The 17,144-nt window shown below is 61.5% G+C and carries 14 protein-coding genes and 1 pseudogene; 12 read left to right on the top strand and 3 right to left on the bottom strand.

The window, feature by feature from the left end:
* Positions 1-164: 164 nt before the first annotated feature.
* On the top strand, positions 165-1,085 hold the full coding sequence (locus G9465_RS19635) for a hypothetical protein (RefSeq protein WP_166973435.1): 921 nt from the start codon (positions 165-167) through the stop codon (positions 1,083-1,085).
* Between the two features lie 356 nt (positions 1,086-1,441).
* On the top strand, positions 1,442-1,579 hold the full coding sequence (locus G9465_RS19630) for a hypothetical protein (protein WP_166973433.1): 138 nt from the start codon (positions 1,442-1,444) through the stop codon (positions 1,577-1,579).
* A 104-nt stretch (positions 1,580-1,683) separates the two neighbouring features.
* On the opposite strand, the gene G9465_RS19625 is transcribed toward G9465_RS19630, so the two are convergent.
* Positions 1,684-2,322: a helix-turn-helix domain-containing protein gene (locus G9465_RS19625; protein WP_166973431.1), complete on the bottom strand. Its 639-nt coding sequence runs from the start codon at positions 2,320-2,322 to the stop codon at positions 1,684-1,686.
* An 84-nt stretch (positions 2,323-2,406) separates the two neighbouring features.
* On the opposite strand from G9465_RS19625, the gene G9465_RS19620 reads away from it, so the two are divergent.
* On the top strand, positions 2,407-3,297 hold the full coding sequence (locus tag G9465_RS19620) for an alpha/beta fold hydrolase (protein WP_166973429.1): 891 nt from the start codon (positions 2,407-2,409) through the stop codon (positions 3,295-3,297).
* Positions 3,298-4,586: 1,289 nt separating this feature from the next.
* Positions 4,587-4,856: a universal stress protein gene (locus G9465_RS19615; protein ID WP_166973427.1), complete on the top strand. Its 270-nt coding sequence runs from the start codon at positions 4,587-4,589 to the stop codon at positions 4,854-4,856.
* Here G9465_RS19615 and G9465_RS19610 read toward each other — a convergent pair.
* Entirely contained in the window at positions 4,838-7,576 is a 2,739-nt protein-coding gene (locus tag G9465_RS19610) for an HAD-IC family P-type ATPase (RefSeq protein WP_166973425.1), read from the bottom strand. The two genes, G9465_RS19615 and G9465_RS19610, sit on opposite strands and share 19 nt — an antisense overlap.
* A gap of 215 nt (positions 7,577-7,791) precedes the next feature.
* Here G9465_RS19610 and G9465_RS26330 point away from each other — a divergent pair.
* Positions 7,792-7,956: pseudogene (locus tag G9465_RS26330) on the top strand (MFS transporter); the annotation flags it as partial.
* 305 nt (positions 7,957-8,261) lie between these two features.
* On the opposite strand, the gene G9465_RS19600 reads toward G9465_RS26330, so the two are convergent.
* Entirely contained in the window at positions 8,262-9,044 is a 783-nt protein-coding gene (locus tag G9465_RS19600; protein ID WP_166973423.1) for an IclR family transcriptional regulator, read from the bottom strand.
* Positions 9,045-9,586: 542 nt separating this feature from the next.
* On the opposite strand from G9465_RS19600, the gene G9465_RS19595 reads away from it, so the two are divergent.
* From G9465_RS19595 to G9465_RS19565, 7 genes are all read left to right on the top strand, one after another.
* The gene (locus tag G9465_RS19595) at positions 9,587-10,684 is read left to right on the top strand and encodes an ABC transporter ATP-binding protein (RefSeq protein ID WP_166973421.1); all 1,098 of its coding nucleotides are present in this window, start codon (positions 9,587-9,589) and stop codon (positions 10,682-10,684) included.
* Between the two features lies 1 nt (position 10,685).
* Entirely contained in the window at positions 10,686-11,486 is an 801-nt protein-coding gene (locus G9465_RS19590) for a creatininase family protein (RefSeq protein WP_166973419.1), read from the top strand.
* 61 nt (positions 11,487-11,547) lie between these two features.
* Entirely contained in the window at positions 11,548-12,906 is a 1,359-nt protein-coding gene (locus G9465_RS19585) for a sugar ABC transporter substrate-binding protein (protein ID WP_166973417.1), read from the top strand.
* A 9-nt stretch (positions 12,907-12,915) separates the two neighbouring features.
* Complete coding sequence (locus G9465_RS19580; protein ID WP_166973415.1) at positions 12,916-13,854, top strand: carbohydrate ABC transporter permease; 939 nt, start codon at positions 12,916-12,918, stop codon at positions 13,852-13,854.
* Positions 13,851-14,696 carry a carbohydrate ABC transporter permease gene (locus G9465_RS19575; protein ID WP_166973413.1) on the top strand — a complete coding sequence of 282 codons (846 nt, stop codon included), beginning with the start codon at positions 13,851-13,853 and terminating at the stop codon, positions 14,694-14,696. The genes G9465_RS19580 and G9465_RS19575 overlap by 4 nt, the downstream gene beginning before the upstream one ends.
* A 39-nt stretch (positions 14,697-14,735) precedes the next feature.
* Complete coding sequence (locus tag G9465_RS19570) at positions 14,736-15,887, top strand: hypothetical protein (protein ID WP_166973411.1); 1,152 nt, start codon at positions 14,736-14,738, stop codon at positions 15,885-15,887.
* Between the two features lie 44 nt (positions 15,888-15,931).
* Positions 15,932-17,101 carry a mandelate racemase/muconate lactonizing enzyme family protein gene (locus G9465_RS19565; protein ID WP_166973409.1) on the top strand — a complete coding sequence of 390 codons (1,170 nt, stop codon included), beginning with the start codon at positions 15,932-15,934 and terminating at the stop codon, positions 17,099-17,101.
* Positions 17,102-17,144: the final 43 nt, after the last annotated feature.

Below are 17,144 nucleotides of genomic sequence, written 5' to 3'. Positions count from 1 at the left end.
CTCGCCCCGGTACGTCGTTTTCGGGCGAGTGTCGTCCCGAGGACACGTGTTTACCGGAGGCGGAGGCTCTCGATGTTACCACACTGCTACGGTATCCTCATTGACGTTTATGTGGGATTTACCGCCCGAGTAATAAGGGCATCGACGGACCGAACTGGGGTCGCATGACGCTCAAACTTTCGCGTTCACAGATTACGGCAGTGCTCGCCGCGCTGCTGGTGCTGCTGGCCGGGTGTTCCGCACTCGGTGGGTCCGACGGTGAGGCGCCGACGGAGACGGATGCAACGACCGAAGAAGCCACGACGAGCGAAGCGACGACCGGCGCGCAGACGGAGACGAACACGACGAGTGAGGACGGCGCGTCCGAACTCTCGGGACGGATGCTCGTCGTCGTCGAAGGACAGGAAAAGCACCTCGACACCGAACCGGGTGCGAAGTTCTCGTTCAACGAGACCGACGAACACACCTGGGAAGCCGAGGAATCGCTGACGCTCGCCGAAGCTCTCGAAGCGGCAAACGTCACGGCCGAGCCGGACTCGCTGACGATCGACGGCGAGACGTACAACGAGAGCGACACGAACACGACAATCACGTATCAGGTCGCCGGCACGGAGATCGAGGACCCCAGCGAGTACGAACTTGAGGACATGAACCCCGCTCACGAAATCGTCGTCCGCGTCGACGACCACGACCAGGAGGTCCCCGGGCGACTCGTCGAACAGTCGCACCCGCACCCGCACGGCCGACTGAACATGACGGTCGACGGCGAACCGGTCGACTTCACGCAGGAGAGGTACGTCATGTCGTCCGAGGCCTTCCACTTCCACGGCGACGAGGACGCCGCCCGCTGGCACGGTCACTCGCTGAACCTCACGGCCGCCTACGCCATCTCGACGTTCCCCGGCATGGAGGTCTCCGGTGACTCGATGACCTACAACGGGACGGTCTATCAGCGGAACGGGAGCGAGACGTCCTTTACCGTCACTGTCGACGGCGAGGAGGTCGACCCGAACACGTACGTCCTGAAAGACGGTGACTCCGTTCAGGTCACGCTGAACGAAACGGACGAATCGACGGTCAATTAGGCAGCGAGCTACCGCCGGGACTCCCGATTCGGACGCTGGGCTGACTGTCACCCACTCGACGTACTGCCACGGCTCGTTCTCGCCGTCGTCTACGAGCGCCCGTACGAGTGCCGCTATTAGGCTCTCGACTCTCCCCGCCGGCACCGTCCTGCGATTCCTCCCGGACGTCAGTTCGCAGTGCTCCGAGTCCGAAACACCACGGATTCGACGGCTGTTCTCCGCTACGTCGTCGACTCACGCTAGTCGTCTCCGCCGAGTTTCGTCGGTCTAGTTTACATTTCGTTAATCCGGTCTGGAGCGGTACCCCTGCGGTTAACTACTGCATAGTGAGGTGCCTCCCTGTCGGTACGTACGGTATGGTCGATTACTTCGCCATGCAGCGAGCGATCCGTGCGACGAAAGACGAGGTCGACCTGTCTCTCGACCAGTTCGAGCGACAGTCAGACCTCGACCCGTGGTACGAGGCGTTCCATCACGTCGACGACGCCCGCTGACGCCTCACTCCCCGGTTCCGCTCGAATCGCCCGTCATACGACCCGGTCGTTCGTAGCGCCTCGACGTGACTCTGTCCGTACGCACGGCGGTATACCGTAGTAGCTCACCGCCGTGCGTACGGCGCCACGACGGCCGCCTCCGCTCTCCGGAGTAGTTCGCCGGCGGTGCTGTGTGCACAGCCGAGTTCCTCCGCGACGTCCTGAACGGTCCCCGTCCGCGGGACCTCGTAGTAGCCGACGCTGAGAGCGGTCTCCAGTGCCGTTCGCTGCCGCGTCGTGAGTCGCGCGTTCGAGCGCATCCGGTGGAACTCACGTACCCATTCTATCGTCACGTCTCCCAGCGCACGGAGGTCGTCGTAGAAGGCACTCAACGCACCCGAATCTCCGACGGCCTCGAACTCGACGGCACCGGACGCTTCGAACACGACAGGTGGCAAAAAGACGACGCCGGCGTCGGCGACGACGGTCATCACCGGGTCGGGGAACTCGAACTCTCGCTGCTCGACGAACGCGTAGGTCCCGTCTCCATCGACGACGAGCGTCGTCGTGACAGCGTCGACAGCGTCTAATACCGTTTGTACTTCCGTTTCGGTTCCGTCGTACCAGCAAAGTGTCGTGACTTCCGCCGTCGGACCCCACATCAACAGCTCCGCGCGAGAGATGTCGGTGTCAGTCATCAGTCGGTCGTGCATCGGGTGTGTCAGGTCCGGGGGATAGCGAACTCTGAACCTCGTCCGCTTCATACGACCCGACTCGCACGGCAACATAAATAAAACCGGACCTATCCGGCAATGAATACTCACTGTCGGAACCCGTATCGTGCGACGATGACAGAGCACGCTTTGGCACCGGTTCGGCGTCCGGGCACGGACGACGCACGCACGCGGACTACGACTATCACCGGCGGCCGAACGCTCGCGTACGCGGAGTACGGGGCGAGCGACGGGACCCCTGTCGTCTTCTTGCACGGTACGCCGGGGTCCCGACTCCTCGGCTCGCTCTTTCACGACGAGGCACAGCGGGCGGGGGTACGGCTTCTCGCTCCCGACCGGCCCGGGTTCGGCCGGTCCTCGACGTGGTCGACGCGTACGCTGTCCGACACTGGGTCGTTCGTGGGCGCAGTCCTCGACGACGCCGGCGTCTCTGCGGCGGGCGTCGTCGGCTTCTCCGGCGGCGGTCCACACGCGCTCGCCGCAGCGTCGACGCTCGAGGACCGAATTCTCGAAACAGACGTCATCGCTGGTCCGGCACCGCCGACACTCCGGACGGAGACGCCTTTGGTCCAGCGTACCCTGTCTGCACTCGCAGCCCACTTCCCGACTGCGCTCTCGATGCTTTTCGGGGTACAGGCCCGTCTGGCAGCGCGGCTCGACCCGTCGTTCGTGGTCGACCAGTACACGGCCGAGGATGCCACCGACGCCGTCCCCGACGACGTCGCAGCGGTCGTCCAACGCGACTTCGTCGAAGCCTTCAGCGAGCATCGACGCGGGGCCGCCCACGAGTTTCACCTCGTCGATCAACCGTGGGTCGAGGTGGTCGAGACACTCGACGGCCCCGTCAGATTCTGGCACGGTGTACGGGATACGAACGTCCCAGTAGCGGGCACTCGTCGACTCTGTGACCGACTGCCGGACGCACGGCTGACGACCTTCGAGGAGGCCGACCACCTCCAGACCCTGCTCCGAAGTCGTTTCCCGGTGCTGGACCACTACAGCTGACCCATCGAAGACGGCCTCTAGGCGCATCTTCTGCCCGTTCCGAACTGTCTGAACTGTACAAAACAGTCGAAACTATCGACCGCTTACGCTCTCTGCACGGTGTGGAGCGTGTGTGGTCGTGTGTCGCCCCGACGGTAGGAACCCTGTCGGTTTCCGGGGGCGACGTTTCGGAGATGCTTAGTCGGTGCGTATGCCGGCAGATTCCACATCGGAGGGACGTGATACGACTCCGTTTGTTCCAACGACTGATTCGGGACTGCCGAATTCACGACGGGCCTGCCCCCTTGTGGCAGCCCCGACGCAGTCGTCTCGGCAACGATGGGCCTTCGAACGCTGGCGTTCGGCACTTCGGCGAGCGACGACGGAGGTGTCGAAACACCGACTCTCGTGACCGGCGACGGACCTGCGAGGGTTCGTGGTACCGATTCCAGACGGGATGCGGGCAGAACGGGCCACGTCGATACGTGGATCGACGACTCGAACCGCGACTACGTGCGCCATCCAGTACCGAAGTACTGGAAGATTCCTCGCGAAAAGACACGACTACTGACCGGCGACCGACGCCTGCGACGACACGGAATACTACCAAACTCGCACGGTCAGCAACAACCTAGTCGTGAAACGGTATCGTCGGACCGCGTCCGATTGCTATCGCACGTCTCCGCTCTCCGATTCAGTCGTGCTTCCCGGTCACGTGGACCTGCAACCGATACTGACATTCTATTTTCATCTAAACTCTCTGCTTTCTCTATCTCGCTTCCCATCACCACTCGAAACTGTCGCCTGCGATACGGACGAATCCCGACAATCCGACCGATCCGTGTCCCGAAACGCGCCGGAGAGCCCGCGAACTCACAGCCGTACTTATGTTATTTAATCCTGCACTTTCTCGATTTCACGTCAGTTTATCGCCGTCCCGCCGCCGACGAGAGATACGGCAGTCTCGGCCGTGTTTCTGTCGTCGTTCGCTATGGATTCGCGGCGATACAGCCGAAATCGCTACTCGTTGCGTCGAATTCACAGAATAGAGTTCTGCCACGGACACCTGAATAGATTGCGTACACTGGTCGCAACGAGCGCAGTACACCGGCTGACGGAGTCTATGAGGGCTGGGTACCAGCGCAACCAGTGGGACGGGCCGCCATCGCACGGCTGAAACCATGCGGCGGTGTCGGAGGGTTCTGTTAGGACGATCTTAACCGAAAACGGGGCTACACATCTCCGTTTCAAACGACCGTCGTTACCGGGAGGGTCCCACAGAAGTCGTAACGGACGTGGCCACTGTGTGGATGGTTTCGGACGAGGCCCTTCAGACCCTGTCCGTCGTGACCGAAATTGTCGAGGGGAAATCCACACGAGGGGGTCTTGCAGACGTCTCAGAGCACGACGTCGACACGGTCACCATCGGAATCCACGGCCGGACTGGTCTCGACCGGGTCGTCACGGGGAGCGTCGCCGAACGAGTGGTTCGACGGTCGCCCGTTCTCGAACTCCCCGTTCGGGTGAGGAGCGCGACTGCCTGTCCGCCAGACTCCGATCCTTACGGCTCCTTCTCGTGAGTTTGCGACGGTGACTCTCTCTCGGTACGGGGAGGATACCGGGCCTTCCAGCTCAGTTTGTGGAGTTCGATGGCGGCTGCGATTGTCAGGGCGATCGCACCGAGAACGAGCCACTGTTCCGGACCGACGGGTGCCGTTCCGAGGACTGCCTGCGCGGGTGGGAAGTACATCGCCCCCAGGTGAATCAAGAACGCTCCTATCGTCCCGGTAAGTAAGATCGGGCTCTGGAGCGGTGACAGCCGGAACAGGGACGTCGTCTCGGATCGAGCGTTGCCGATATTGACGATCTCGAACAGGACGATAAGCAGTAGCAGGTGGTTGCGAGCGGCAGCCTCTGAGAGACCCTGATCCAGTAACCAGACGAACGCTCCGAACCCAATCACGCCAATTACGAGTGCGGCGACGAGCACCCGCTCTACCATGATGCGATTGAAAATCCGCTCATCCGGCGACCGTGGGGGGCGATTTAACACGTCGCCTTCCTTGGGTTCGAAGGCCAGAGCGACGTCCTGAACCCCGTTCGTGACGAGGTTCAGCCAGAGGATCTGGACGGGTACCAACGGGAGCGGGAGCCCGGCGCCGAGACTCATCAGGACGAGTACCACTTCGCCAGCGCCGGTAGAGATGAGTAAGTAGATCACCTTGCGGATGTTGTCGAACGCGATCCGGCCCTGTTCGATGCCTGCGACGATCGTTGCAAAGTTGTCGTCACTGATCACTAAGTCTGCTGCGTCGCGCGCCACGTCGGTTCCCATCTTCCCCATGGCGATCCCGATATTCGCCTGCCGAAGCGCTGGTGCGTCGTTGACGCCGTCACCCGTCACAGCCACGTACTGTCCCATGTTCCGGGCGGCTTCGACGATTTTGAGCTTTTGCTCCGGCGAGACGCGCGCGAACACCCGAGTCGTTTCGAGAATCTTCTCGAGTTGTGCTCGCGAGGCATCGACGAGTTCAGCCCCGGTCGTAACCTCCGTTGGGGACTCGGCGAGCCCGATATCGCGGGCGATTGCGAGCGCGGTTTCCGGGTGGTCTCCGGTAATCATCGTGACCGAGATACCGGCCTGTTGTGCAGACACTATCGCCGCCGCGACACCGGACCGAAGCGGATCCATCAACCCGATAAACCCCAAAAACGTCAGCTCTGTCGGCACGGATGGCGGGTGTCCGGCCCCGGCGTCCGGCTCCAGCGATCCGTCAGCGACAGCGAGCACACGATACCCGTCGTGAGCCATCTCGTTTGCCTGCTGCTGGAGTGCCTGCTGTGAGAACTCACCCTCGCTTGCAGCCGTACACATCTCCAGCACACGCTCGGGCGCCCCTTTCACGAACACTTGCGTCTCGTCGTCTGTCCGGTGGAACGTCGCCGCGTACCGCTGCTCTGGTTCGAAGGGAATCTCGTCGGTCTGTGGATGCGCACCGAGCGCCGTCTGGCGGGTCCATCCGAGTTTCTGACCGAACGCGAGGAGGGCGATATCGGTCGGATCACCGCGCCACGTCCACTTTTCTCCCCGCCGGGACAGCTGTCCTTCGTTGCAGAGTACAGACGCTCGGCCGAGACGAGACAACTCGTCTGCGCTGTCCGGCTCCGGGGGGTGTCCGTCTTGGAGGACACTCCCTTCCGGCGTGTACCCCTCGCCGGTCACCTCGAACGTGCTTCCATCGGGGAGCTGAACCTGTTTGACGGTTAGCTCGTTGGCCGTCAGCGTCCCGGTCTTGTCCGAGGCGATCATCGTACAGCTCCCGAGTCCCTCGACGGCCACCAGACGTCGGACGATGACGCCAACCTTGGCCATTCGCCGGCTTGCAACGCCCAGTGCGACGGTGATTCCGACGGGGAGTCCTTCCGGAATTGCTGACACCGCCAGTGCGACGGCAAACAGGAACATCTCGACGGCGTCGTACTGCTGGATGAAAATCCCGAGGAGTGCGGTGACCGCCGCGGCGACGAGTACGACGAGTCCGACGACGCGGGTGAACCGCTCCATGCGCGTCACGAGGGGTGGCTTCCCACCCTCGACGGACGTGACGTCCTCGGCCAGCCGGCCGACGACTGTGCCGGCACCGGTCTCGACGACGACCCCGCGTCCCCGACCGCGGTTGACCACGGTCCCCGCGTGAGCCATGTTACGCCGGTCTCCCAGCGGCGTCCGAACATCGCCTTCCCAGTTTTCGTCTTTCAGGACGGGCGCTGATTCGCCAGTGAGTGCTGATTCGTCGATCTCCAGACCGTGTGTCGAGACCAGACGAACGTCTGCAGGAACGCGGTAGCCCGATTCGAGAAGCACGACGTCACCCGGAACGACTTCCTCCCCGTCGACGTCGCGCGTCTCTCCGTCTCGGATGACCGTCGCGCGGGTTCGGATGAGTTGCTGTAGTGCCTGGCTGCTGCGTTCCGCACGCCACTCCTGACTCCCGCCGACCAGCGCATTGACCACCAGTACCGCAGCGATGAACCCGGCGTCTGTCCCCTCACCGATGGCGAACGAGACGATTGCAGCAATGGCGAGGATGTAGATGAGGGGGTTCTTGAACTGACGGAGAAATATTTGCCAGACGGTGACCGGCTTCGCCTTCGGGAGGCGGTTCGGTCCGTGTTCAGAGAGGCGGCTTGTGGCTTCCTCGGTCGAAAGCCCGTCTGAATCAGTCGCAAGTGTGTCGTATATCTGGCTGCGTCTCTGGGAATACCAGCTTTCGGTGTCCGACGAAGTGGCGACTGCCATCGAATACAGGGCGTACGGTAGGAGATGACTTAGTTGTCAGTGGTGCGGATAGTACGGCAGACAGGAGGTCTGTGCTTCCACTAGACGGTGTTTTCGATGCGGATTCAGTGCACGGCCGATTGGTCGCTGGCGTCTGACAGTGACAGCAACCGTCTTTCAGTCGGCACTTTGCTCGGACGGATCAGGTTGACCTGTCTGGCGGGACTCGTCGATGCGGTTGCAGGATGGCGTTCGTGAACGTCGAAGCCACATTCTACAGGACTGCACTTCTGCTGTCCGTGTCCGGTACAGTCGTCTCCATCTGGATGGAAGAGACCCACCGCGACTTCGGGACCCACGAGCCACCTGCTCCGGCTACTGAACAACCAACCCGTGTCTGAAGAGCAGCACTTTGGCCCGCTCAGACGCTTCCTAGACCCGTTTGTCCTCTATCAGCGCTAGTTATTATCGGGGAATTTGGCACTGTTTGGAGACGCCAGTTTGCGAAGCTACCGGTTCGTTGGTCGCGGTATCTCCGCTCGACCGAGAACTGCTCAGCCCAGACTCGTTGTGATACCAGACACGCCGAAACCAAACTCAGCGAAGTACCAGCGAGAATGGGCCACTATCTCACGATATAGAGAATATAGTTAAAGGGCTCCTAATTCTGAACCCATAATCAGGGATATAAGAAAGAAAAATCTAACTATCCATCAATAGTGCTGTATTCGTAGTACTGATTGCGAACTTCGATCTCGTTTTTCGTATATCGAAGCATTTCTAGCAAATTCGCCATGTACCTAGAGGTAAATCGGTCTCTGGGGCCAGTGATACCCAGCGACACCATGACTTCCTCGTCTTCGTCGAATATGGGCACCGCGATGCCGCGGACGCCTCTGAGGTGCTCCTCGTCGTCTATCGCATAGCCTTGGTCACGAATTCGTTCGAGCGCTGTTTCGAGATCACTTCGTGACGTCAGTGTCTCCTCGGTGCCTTTCGGTAGCCCGTGTGTTTCGATGATCTCCGTCCGCCGCTCCAGTGGTAGGTTCGCAAGGATCACTTTGCCGAGTGACGTCCAATGCATCTCGGTGTGGTTGCCAATGGGAATTTCGTCGCCAGCGGCCTTCTCACCCGAACTCCGATAGAGGATTACCCTCTGTCCGTTCTCTTCGATCCCGGCCCCAGCAATTTCGCCGGTTTTACGGCTGAGTTCCTCGACCTTGTTCCGGAGTAGTCGGCCGACGTCCAACTGGTGGCGAACGCTACCACCGACCTCCAGAAACCTGAACGACCGCCGATACTCCCCCGATTCCTTGACGACGTAGTCTCGCTCGACGAGCGTGTTGAGATGGATAAAGACCGTACTCGTGGGGATATCTAACTGCGTAGCAAGTTCAGAGAGGCTCACTGGCTCGAGTTTTCCCAGAGCGGATAAGATATCCAACGTCGTCTCGACGGCGCTGATTGTTTTCTTGTCTTGCGTCGGCATATCTCACTCCTATTTTGTCCAGGGTGAAATAGCTTCCCCCACCGCATAAAAAATTTCCAACAGAGTTGAAAACTGGTATCATCCGTCCAACCCACATACACTAACGAACGTACCCGTGTTATTTTCATTGGGATATCGGCCCACGAAGAATGACAACAACTCACATGGAGAATCGCTCTCCCGGGCCAAGGTTCGGATTCCGACGATATAGCCCCTCTAATGCCGCATTCTCGATTGCACCGACGTTTCGACGGACGTCACTCAGCGCGTTTCAATAGGGTTGAAAACCCAATCAACGAACCTGCAAGACTCGATTTCTTGCAGATAGAGCCGCTCTATCGACCATACCCGTATCCGGCCGTCTCGAAGACCCCACGAGTAGCAACGTATCCCGACACGGTTAGCACCGCAACGTCGGGAGGTTCTGGCTCCCTTCGTCCGCGTGACGGCCAAACCGCTGCTTTTGACGTGGTTGTGCTGCCTGCTGGGACGGATACTGCCAACATTTATTACCCATGATTGCGACCATTCTCTCACTCGGTATGAGTGAGGTTACACTATCAAACGTCAGCAAGGTATACGACGATGACGTCCTTGCAGTCGAGGACCTATCCCTGTCCGTCGAAGACGGGGAATTCGTCGTCGTCGTCGGCCCATCGGGGTGTGGCAAATCAACCACGCTTCGGATGATTGCTGGGCTCGAAACAGTCACGGACGGTGAGATCGCTATCGGTGGACAAGTGGTCAACGACGTCCGTCCGCAGGACCGGAACATCGCCATGGTGTTCCAGAGCTACGCGCTCTACCCGCACATGACCGTGCGCGAGAACATGTCCTTCGGGCTGCGTCTGTCCGGCGAGTACGACGACCAGATCGAACAGCGCGTCGAAGAAGCCGCCGAGCTCTTGGAAATCTCGGATCTCATGGAGGACTTGCCGAAACAACTCTCGGGCGGCCAGCAACAGCGCGTGGCGCTCGGACGGGCTATCGTCCGTGATCCAGAGGTGTTCCTGATGGACGAGCCCCTGTCGAATCTCGACGCGAAGTTACGGACGCAGATGCGCACGGAGATTCAGCGGATTCAGGAGGAACTCGACGTCACGACGGTGTATGTCACCCACGACCAGACGGAGGCGATGACGATGGCCGACCGTATCGTGATTCTCAACGAGGGGGAACTCCAGCAGGTCGACCCGCCCGAGCGCTGCTATGACGAACCAAACAACGAGTTCGTCGCGGGATTCATCGGCTCGCCCTCGATGAACTTCTTCGAGGTGAGTGTGACGGCCAGCGACGACGGTGCCCGATTCGATTCGCCCGATGTCGGATTTACGCTCGACGTCGACATCCCTGCCGGGGAGTACACCCTCGGCGTGCGACCGGAGGACTTCGTCGCCGAAGGCGCCGGTGAGTACATCGATACGGTCGTCGACGTCGTCGAGCCGATGGGTTCGGACAACTTCCTCTATCTGGAGACGGCAGGCGGCTCTAAGGAGGTCGTGGCCCGGGTCGATAGCGAATACCGACCGCAGCGGGGCGACGAGATATCGCTGGGATTCCACACAGACGATATGCATCTGTTCGAGCCCGATGGCGAGCGCGTAGAGATGACTCAGCTACGGCGGACGGAGTCGGCATAACATGTTGTACGAGACTATCGGTCGGAGAGAGTGTGAGTGGGCCGGGATGACTGCGAGTGAGGTCCGAGATGTCGGCGAGCAACGTGGCTCCGTCCTCGTCATCCCCGTCGGGAGCGTCGAACAGCACGGCAACCACCTACCGGTCGTCACCGACACGCTTCTCGTCGAAGCGATGGTCGACGCCGCTATCGAGCGCTTAGACGACGTTCCCGTCGTCGTGACACCGCCGGTCTGGAGTGGCTTTTCGCCACATCACTTATCGTTCGGCGGTACCCTGTCACTCGAGTTCGCTCACCTGCGAGCGACGCTGGAGGATATCGCACACACCGGCATCCAGAACGGGTTCGATGCGGTGCTGTTCGTCAACGGCCACGGCGGGAACGGCCCGCTCATCGACGCCGTCGTGAGCACCGTCGGCGTCGACACCGAGGCGGAGGTACTCGGGACGACGTATTTCCGATTGGCATCGGACCGAATCGAGGAACTCCGGACGACCGAGACGGGCGGGATGGCCCACGGCGGCGAGTTCGAGACGTCCCTCATGCTTGCCCTGCGACCGGACCTCGTGGGCGACCCGGACGCCCGAGACGGCGAACCGATGGACGAACACTACGAGTGGGGCGGACAGGACTTGCTCGACGGGGGCACCGTTACCGTCTATCGCTCGTTCGACGCGTACTCGTCGTCCGGTGCCATCGGCGCGCCAAAGCGGGCGAGCGCCGAGACGGGCGACCGAATCCGCTCGATCATCGGTGAGGAACTCGCGGCTCTCATGGTCGCGATTCACGAGAACAATGCCTGAACAGCGAGCCACGCGATACAAACACAAACAATTATGTACATGGGACTGAGTGACAATAATGATGCAGCCCGATAACAACCCCGAGTCTAGCGACGACAGTATCGACCGCCGACAGTTACTTCAGGCACTCGGCGCAGGCGGCGCCATCGCCATCGCCGGTTGTAGCGGCGACGGTGGTAGCGGAAGCGATGGCGGCGACGGCGACAGTGGTAGCGGAAGTGACGGCGGCGACGGCGGTACCCAGAGCGTCCAGTTTCTCACGATGGGCGTCGGCGACAACATCAAGCAGTTCTTCGAGGAGAACAACGCGGCCTTCGAAGAAGAACACGGCGTCGACGTCGAGTTCACCAGCGTCACGTGGGACAACGCCCGTCAGACCGTGAACAACCGCGTCGACGGCGGCCAAGCACCCGACGTCAGTCGGTGGCCTGCGCGTTGGATCCCTCAACTCGTGGGCAAGGACGCGCTCGAACCGCTCGACGACATGATGGACGGCGAGTTCGGCGAGCAGTTCTACGACGGCGTCGCCGAGGGGACGATGTACAACGGCTCGCATTACGGCGTGCCGTGGGCCGCCTCGAATAAGTGTCTCTACTACAATAAGGACGTCTTCGAGACGGCCGGTCTCGACCCCGAGAACCCGTCGCTCGATTCGTGGCAGGACATGGTGGACGCCGCAAAGCAAATCCGCGACAGCGATGCCAGCGTGCCTGCCCTCGGGCTTGCGGGGGCCGACGCCATCGAGACTGGCTCACAGTACTACCACTACCACTGGTCGCACGGCGCAGACCTCGTCGACGACGAAGGAATGCCGGTCGTAAACTCCAGCGGGGCTGTCGACGCCCTCTCGTTGTACACCGACCTCCACCTCGAACACGACGTCACACAGTCCTCGCCGCTCTCGTCGACTCGGCAGGACATTCGGCAACTGTTCGAGAACGGTGACCTAGGAATGGTCATCGGACACGTCTACACCGGACTCAACATCACCTCGGCACAAGAGAACGATGAGGTCGACTTCGACTACGGCATCGTGCAGGTACCCCGCGGGCCCGAGGGGCGATACAGCCTCTTTACCATCGATACGCTCGCCATCCTGAGTCAGAGCGAGCACAAGGACCTCGCACGCGACCTGATTCGCTTCTACTTCGACGAGGAGCGCCGGTTCCAGTACTCGAAGCAGAAAGGCTTCCTCCCGGTCGTCGAAGCCGTCGGCGAGCGGTCGTACTTCTCCGACTCGAAGAACTGGGGGCCGTTCGTCGAGGCGGGACAGTACGCTCGCGCTCGGCCGAAGCTCAGTAACTTCAGCGAGTTCAACGACCGGATGGTCCAGGCGATTCAGGAAGCGCTGGCAGAACGGAAGACGCCGCAGAAAGCGCTCAATGATGCCCAGAGTGATCTCGAAGATGCCATGGAGTGACAGACAGGAATGAGTCTGGCAGAGGAATATACCGAGGCGTCCGAGGACTCACGTCTCGAACGAGGGTTGGCGTACCTCCAGCGAAACAGCCGCGCGTATCTCCTCATCGCACCCGCAGCCCTGTTCCTGTTGGCGGTCGTCGGGTACCCGATTATCGAGACGTTTCGGCTCTCGCTGTACCGGTCGCCGGCCGACTCCACTATCGAGACGTTCGTCGGACTCCAGCACTACGTCGAGATATTCGACAGCGACATCTTCTACCGATTGCTCTGGCAGACGGGGCGCTGGGTTCTGGCTGGCGTCGCCGGCAAGACGGTTCTGGGCCTGCTCATCGCCATCCACCTCAAGGGGGATATCCGCGGTCGGAAGTTCTTCCGTACCGCGTTCCTCATCCCGTGGGGCATCCCCTACGCCATCTCGGCGGTCGTGTTCCGCTGGATAGAGCACCCGCAGTTCGGCTACCTCAACGCCATCCTGCTGAAACTCGGGGTCATCGAGCAGGGCATCGGTATCCTCGGGAACCCATCGATAGCGTGGCTCGGCGTGGTCGTCGCCGACATCTGGATCGGGACGCCGTTCATGGCGATCATCTTCCTCGCGGGGCTCCAGTCGATTCCGCAGGAGCTGTACGAGGCAGCCGCCATCGACGGCGCCGAGAAGTGGCACCAGTTCCGCTACATCACGCTCCCGCAACTGAAGAGCGTCATACTCATCGCCACGCTGCTGTCGACCATCTGGACGTTCGTCAGCTTCGACGTCATCTGGACGATGACCGGTGGCGGTCCCATCAGTTCGACGGCGACGCTCGTCATCCACATCTACCAAGTCGGCCTCCAGAACGGAAATCTCGGACGCGGGGCCGCCTACAGCGTCATCGGGTTCCTGTTCCTGCTCGTCTTCGCTATCATCTACCTGCGCATCTACACGCGCGGAGGTGACGAGCTATGACGATGGCGGGCCACGACCGGAGCGGCCTCCGCAAAGTCCGCCTCTACGGCGTGCTGCTAGCGCTGCTCGGGCTCATGATGCTCCCGTTCTACACCATGTTCTCGAGTACGTTCAAGCCCGAATCGGAGATATTCTCTGCGCCGGCGACGCTGTTCCCCTCCGACCCCAGCTTTCAGGCGTACGTCGATGTCTGGTCACAGACCGACGTGCTCCTGTGGATCGGGAACAGTTTCGTCATCTCGCTCGGGACGGTCGTCCTCACGCTCCTGCTGGCGATTCCGGCCGCGTACTCCTGTGCCCGGAACGACTTCGTCGGCAAGCGGACCTTCCTCCTCTCCGTGCTGGTCGTCCAGATGTTCGCACCGGTCGTGCTGATCGTCGGCCTGTTCGACGTCATCACCCAGTTCGGCCTGTTCAACACCTATCTGGCCGTCATCATCCCGGCGGCGGCGTTCACCCTGCCGTTCAACGTCTGGATGCTGTACGGCTACTTCAAGACGATACCCGTCGCACTCGAGGAGTCGGCGCGTATCGACGGCGCCAGCCAGTTGCAGATCCTCACGAAGATCGTGTTGCCGCTGACCAAGCCGGCACTGGTGGCCAGCGTCACTTACACGTTCCTCTACGCGTGGAACCGACTGCTGTTCGTCCTCACCTTCCTCACCGACAGCGCGAAGTACAACATCCCACGCGGTGTCTTCTCGATGGTCGGCGCGCTACAGACCGACTGGCGGATGATGCTCACGGTGTCGGTCATCGGCATCATCCCGCTGTTGATCCTGTTTGCCTTCCTCGAGGAGTACATCGTCGCCGGGATGACCGCGGGTGCGGTCAAAGAGTAGCGCCTCTACTTTTATTATCACCCCGGTGGTCGCTTGGGTATGGAATTCGCGACGTGGGCGTACCCATGGGATATCCTGGACGAAGGCCCGGCCGAGGTCGAAGCGCGGCTTCGGGGCATCGGCATCGACGAGGTGAACCTCGCGACGAACTACCACACGGTGCAGGCGTTCACACCGCACAATCCCGAGCGGCGAACGCTGTTTGCCCGTGCGAGTTCGTACTTCGAGACCGGTCCGGACTACGGACAGCTCGAACCAGTGCCCTACGAGGGGATGGACGGCGACTGGGTCGCCGACGTCGCCGACGGCCTGACCGACCTGACAGTGACCTCCTGGACCGTCGGCTGTCACAACTCCCGCCTCGGAATGGACAACCCCGGATGTACGCTCGAATCGGCACACGGAGACGACCTCGTCTTCGGTCTGTGCCCCTCCCACCCCGAGGTCCAGAGGTACCTCACGGCACTCGTCTCGGACCTCGCGTCGCGGGACGGACTCGACCGCATCGAGCTAGAGACCTTCGATTACTTCTACGGGACCGGCTTCGGCTGGCACCACCAGAAGATTCACGCTCGGCTGGGGCCGCTCGGCGAGTTCTTGCTCGGGCTGTGTTTCTGTCCACACTGCCGCGAGAACGCGACGGCCGCCGGCGTCGACGTCGGCCGGGCCCGCACGACTGTCGCCGAAACACTCGACGCTATCGTCGCTGGCGACGTGGCATACGACCGCTCACCGGAGGCGTGGCTCACGGAGCACAGCGCCGTTGCCGCGTACGTCGACGTCCGCGAGCAGACGCTGACGTCACTGTACGCCGAGTTGGCAGACGCCGCCGGGCCGACGCCGCTCGGCTATTACGTCGGCGCACCCGAACCCGGCCGTGAGTGGATGGTCGGTGCCGACCTTGCGGCACTCTCTACGCACGTCGATTACTACTGTCTCCCGGCCTACGAATCGACGACCGAGGAGGTGCTGGAAGCCTATCGCACCGTCGAGAGTCTCGTCGACGACGTCCCGCTCCACGTCGGCCTCCTGCCGGGCCACCCGACGATTCACGACGAGGCAACCGTCGTCGATATCGTACGGACTCTCGAGTCGAGAGGGGTCCCACGTCTCTCGTTCTACAACTACGGACTCTTACCGGAGCAGTCGTTGCAGTGGGTCGGAACCGCCATCGACGCGGTGAACACGTAGCCCGAAACGGTACTTTGATTATCGTTCCCGAACGACGGGCTTGCATGGAGATAACCGGCGTGTCAGCGGTGACTGTAGACGTACCGCTGGCCGACCTAGACGACCACCTCGGAATCGGTCCGTACGTGACCAATCACGGGCGGCTAGAATCGATGGAGCGAGTCCTCGTGCGCGTAGACACGGACGAAGGCATCAGTGGCTGGGGAGAGATGCGTGTCTTCCTCTCACCGGCGGCCACCGAGTCCATCATCGAAGACGGTGTCGGCCCGATGATTCGGGGCCAGTCGCCCTTCGAGATCGAACGACTCCGGCGACAGGTGTTCGTCGAGTACACGAACGTCGACATGTTCTTCGCGGCCGTCGAAACGGCCTGCTGGGACATCGTCGGCAAAGCCCTCGACCGCCCCGTCTACGAACTCCTCGGCGGGTGGACGGCACCGACACAGGGGTCCCAGCAACACCGACAGAGCGTCGACGGCGACAGTACCGCACCCAGCGACGTCCCGATTGCGTTCTGTCTCGGCATCCTCTCGCCCGAAGAGTCACGCGCCAAGGCTCGGGAAGCCCTCGAAGCGGGTTTCAGCGTCCTCAAGACGAAGGCCGGGCGGGACTGGCGACAGGACGTCGAGCGCATCGTCGCGATGCACGACGAAGTCGACGGGCAACTGGAGTTCCGCCTCGACCCGAATCAGGGCTGGACGCTCGACCAGGCGGTTCGCGTCGGCGCGATGCTCGAAGACGAGAACGTCTACCTCCAGTATATGGAACAGCCGATTCGAGTCGATTCGCACACGTCGTTAGCCCGCCTGCGACAGCGGCTCAGACAGCCAATCGCCCCGAACGAGGATACCTACATCTCACACAACATCCAGTCGCTCGTCGAAGCCGGTGCGATGGACGTGGGCGTCATCGACCTGACCCCGGCCGGCGGTATCAGCGGCCTCCGCCAGCAAGCCGCCGTCCTCGAAGACGCCGGCGTCCCCTTCACGCACCACTGTGCGTTCGATCTGGGGATTCGGACAGCGGCCATCCTCCACGCGTTCACCGGTATCCCGGGCTTTGCCCTGCCGCCGGATTCGACGTACTACGGCTGGGAGGCGGACGTCATCGAGAACCCCTTCGAGGTGACCGACGGTCGCCTCCCGGCCCCGGAGGGCCCCGGACTCGGCATCGACGTCGACATGGACGCGGTCGAAGAGTACCGAATCTCATGAGCGGACGAGAACAAGTTTCAATAGGGCAGCCTTCGTGGGTGTC

Origin of the sequence: Haloarcula sp. JP-L23 (genome assembly GCF_011602445.1) — an archaeon.
Taxonomy (GTDB): Archaea; Halobacteriota; Halobacteria; order Halobacteriales; family Haloarculaceae; genus Haloarcula; species Haloarcula pellucida.
This window is presented reverse-complemented; position numbering and strand designations above follow the sequence as displayed.

What these genes read in the sequence shown, in the direction of transcription:
- G9465_RS19635 (WP_166973435.1), top strand. Translation starts at nt 165, where the DNA reads ATGACGCTCAAACTTTCGCGTTCACAGATTACGGCAGTGCTCGCCGCG.
- G9465_RS19630 (WP_166973433.1), top strand. Translation starts at nt 1,442, where the DNA reads ATGGTCGATTACTTCGCCATGCAGCGAGCGATCCGTGCGACGAAAGAC.
- G9465_RS19625 (WP_166973431.1), bottom strand. Translation starts at nt 2,322, where the DNA reads ATGAAGCGGACGAGGTTCAGAGTTCGCTATCCCCCGGACCTGACACAC.
- G9465_RS19620 (WP_166973429.1), top strand. Translation starts at nt 2,407, where the DNA reads ATGACAGAGCACGCTTTGGCACCGGTTCGGCGTCCGGGCACGGACGAC.
- G9465_RS19615 (WP_166973427.1), top strand. Translation starts at nt 4,587, where the DNA reads ATGGTTTCGGACGAGGCCCTTCAGACCCTGTCCGTCGTGACCGAAATT.
- G9465_RS19610 (WP_166973425.1), bottom strand. Translation starts at nt 7,576, where the DNA reads ATGGCAGTCGCCACTTCGTCGGACACCGAAAGCTGGTATTCCCAGAGA.
- G9465_RS19600 (WP_166973423.1), bottom strand. Translation starts at nt 9,044, where the DNA reads ATGCCGACGCAAGACAAGAAAACAATCAGCGCCGTCGAGACGACGTTG.
- G9465_RS19595 (WP_166973421.1), top strand. Translation starts at nt 9,587, where the DNA reads ATGAGTGAGGTTACACTATCAAACGTCAGCAAGGTATACGACGATGAC.
- G9465_RS19590 (WP_166973419.1), top strand. Translation starts at nt 10,686, where the DNA reads ATGTTGTACGAGACTATCGGTCGGAGAGAGTGTGAGTGGGCCGGGATG.
- G9465_RS19585 (WP_166973417.1), top strand. Translation starts at nt 11,548, where the DNA reads ATGCAGCCCGATAACAACCCCGAGTCTAGCGACGACAGTATCGACCGC.
- G9465_RS19580 (WP_166973415.1), top strand. Translation starts at nt 12,916, where the DNA reads ATGAGTCTGGCAGAGGAATATACCGAGGCGTCCGAGGACTCACGTCTC.
- G9465_RS19575 (WP_166973413.1), top strand. Translation starts at nt 13,851, where the DNA reads ATGACGATGGCGGGCCACGACCGGAGCGGCCTCCGCAAAGTCCGCCTC.
- G9465_RS19570 (WP_166973411.1), top strand. Translation starts at nt 14,736, where the DNA reads ATGGAATTCGCGACGTGGGCGTACCCATGGGATATCCTGGACGAAGGC.
- G9465_RS19565 (WP_166973409.1), top strand. Translation starts at nt 15,932, where the DNA reads ATGGAGATAACCGGCGTGTCAGCGGTGACTGTAGACGTACCGCTGGCC.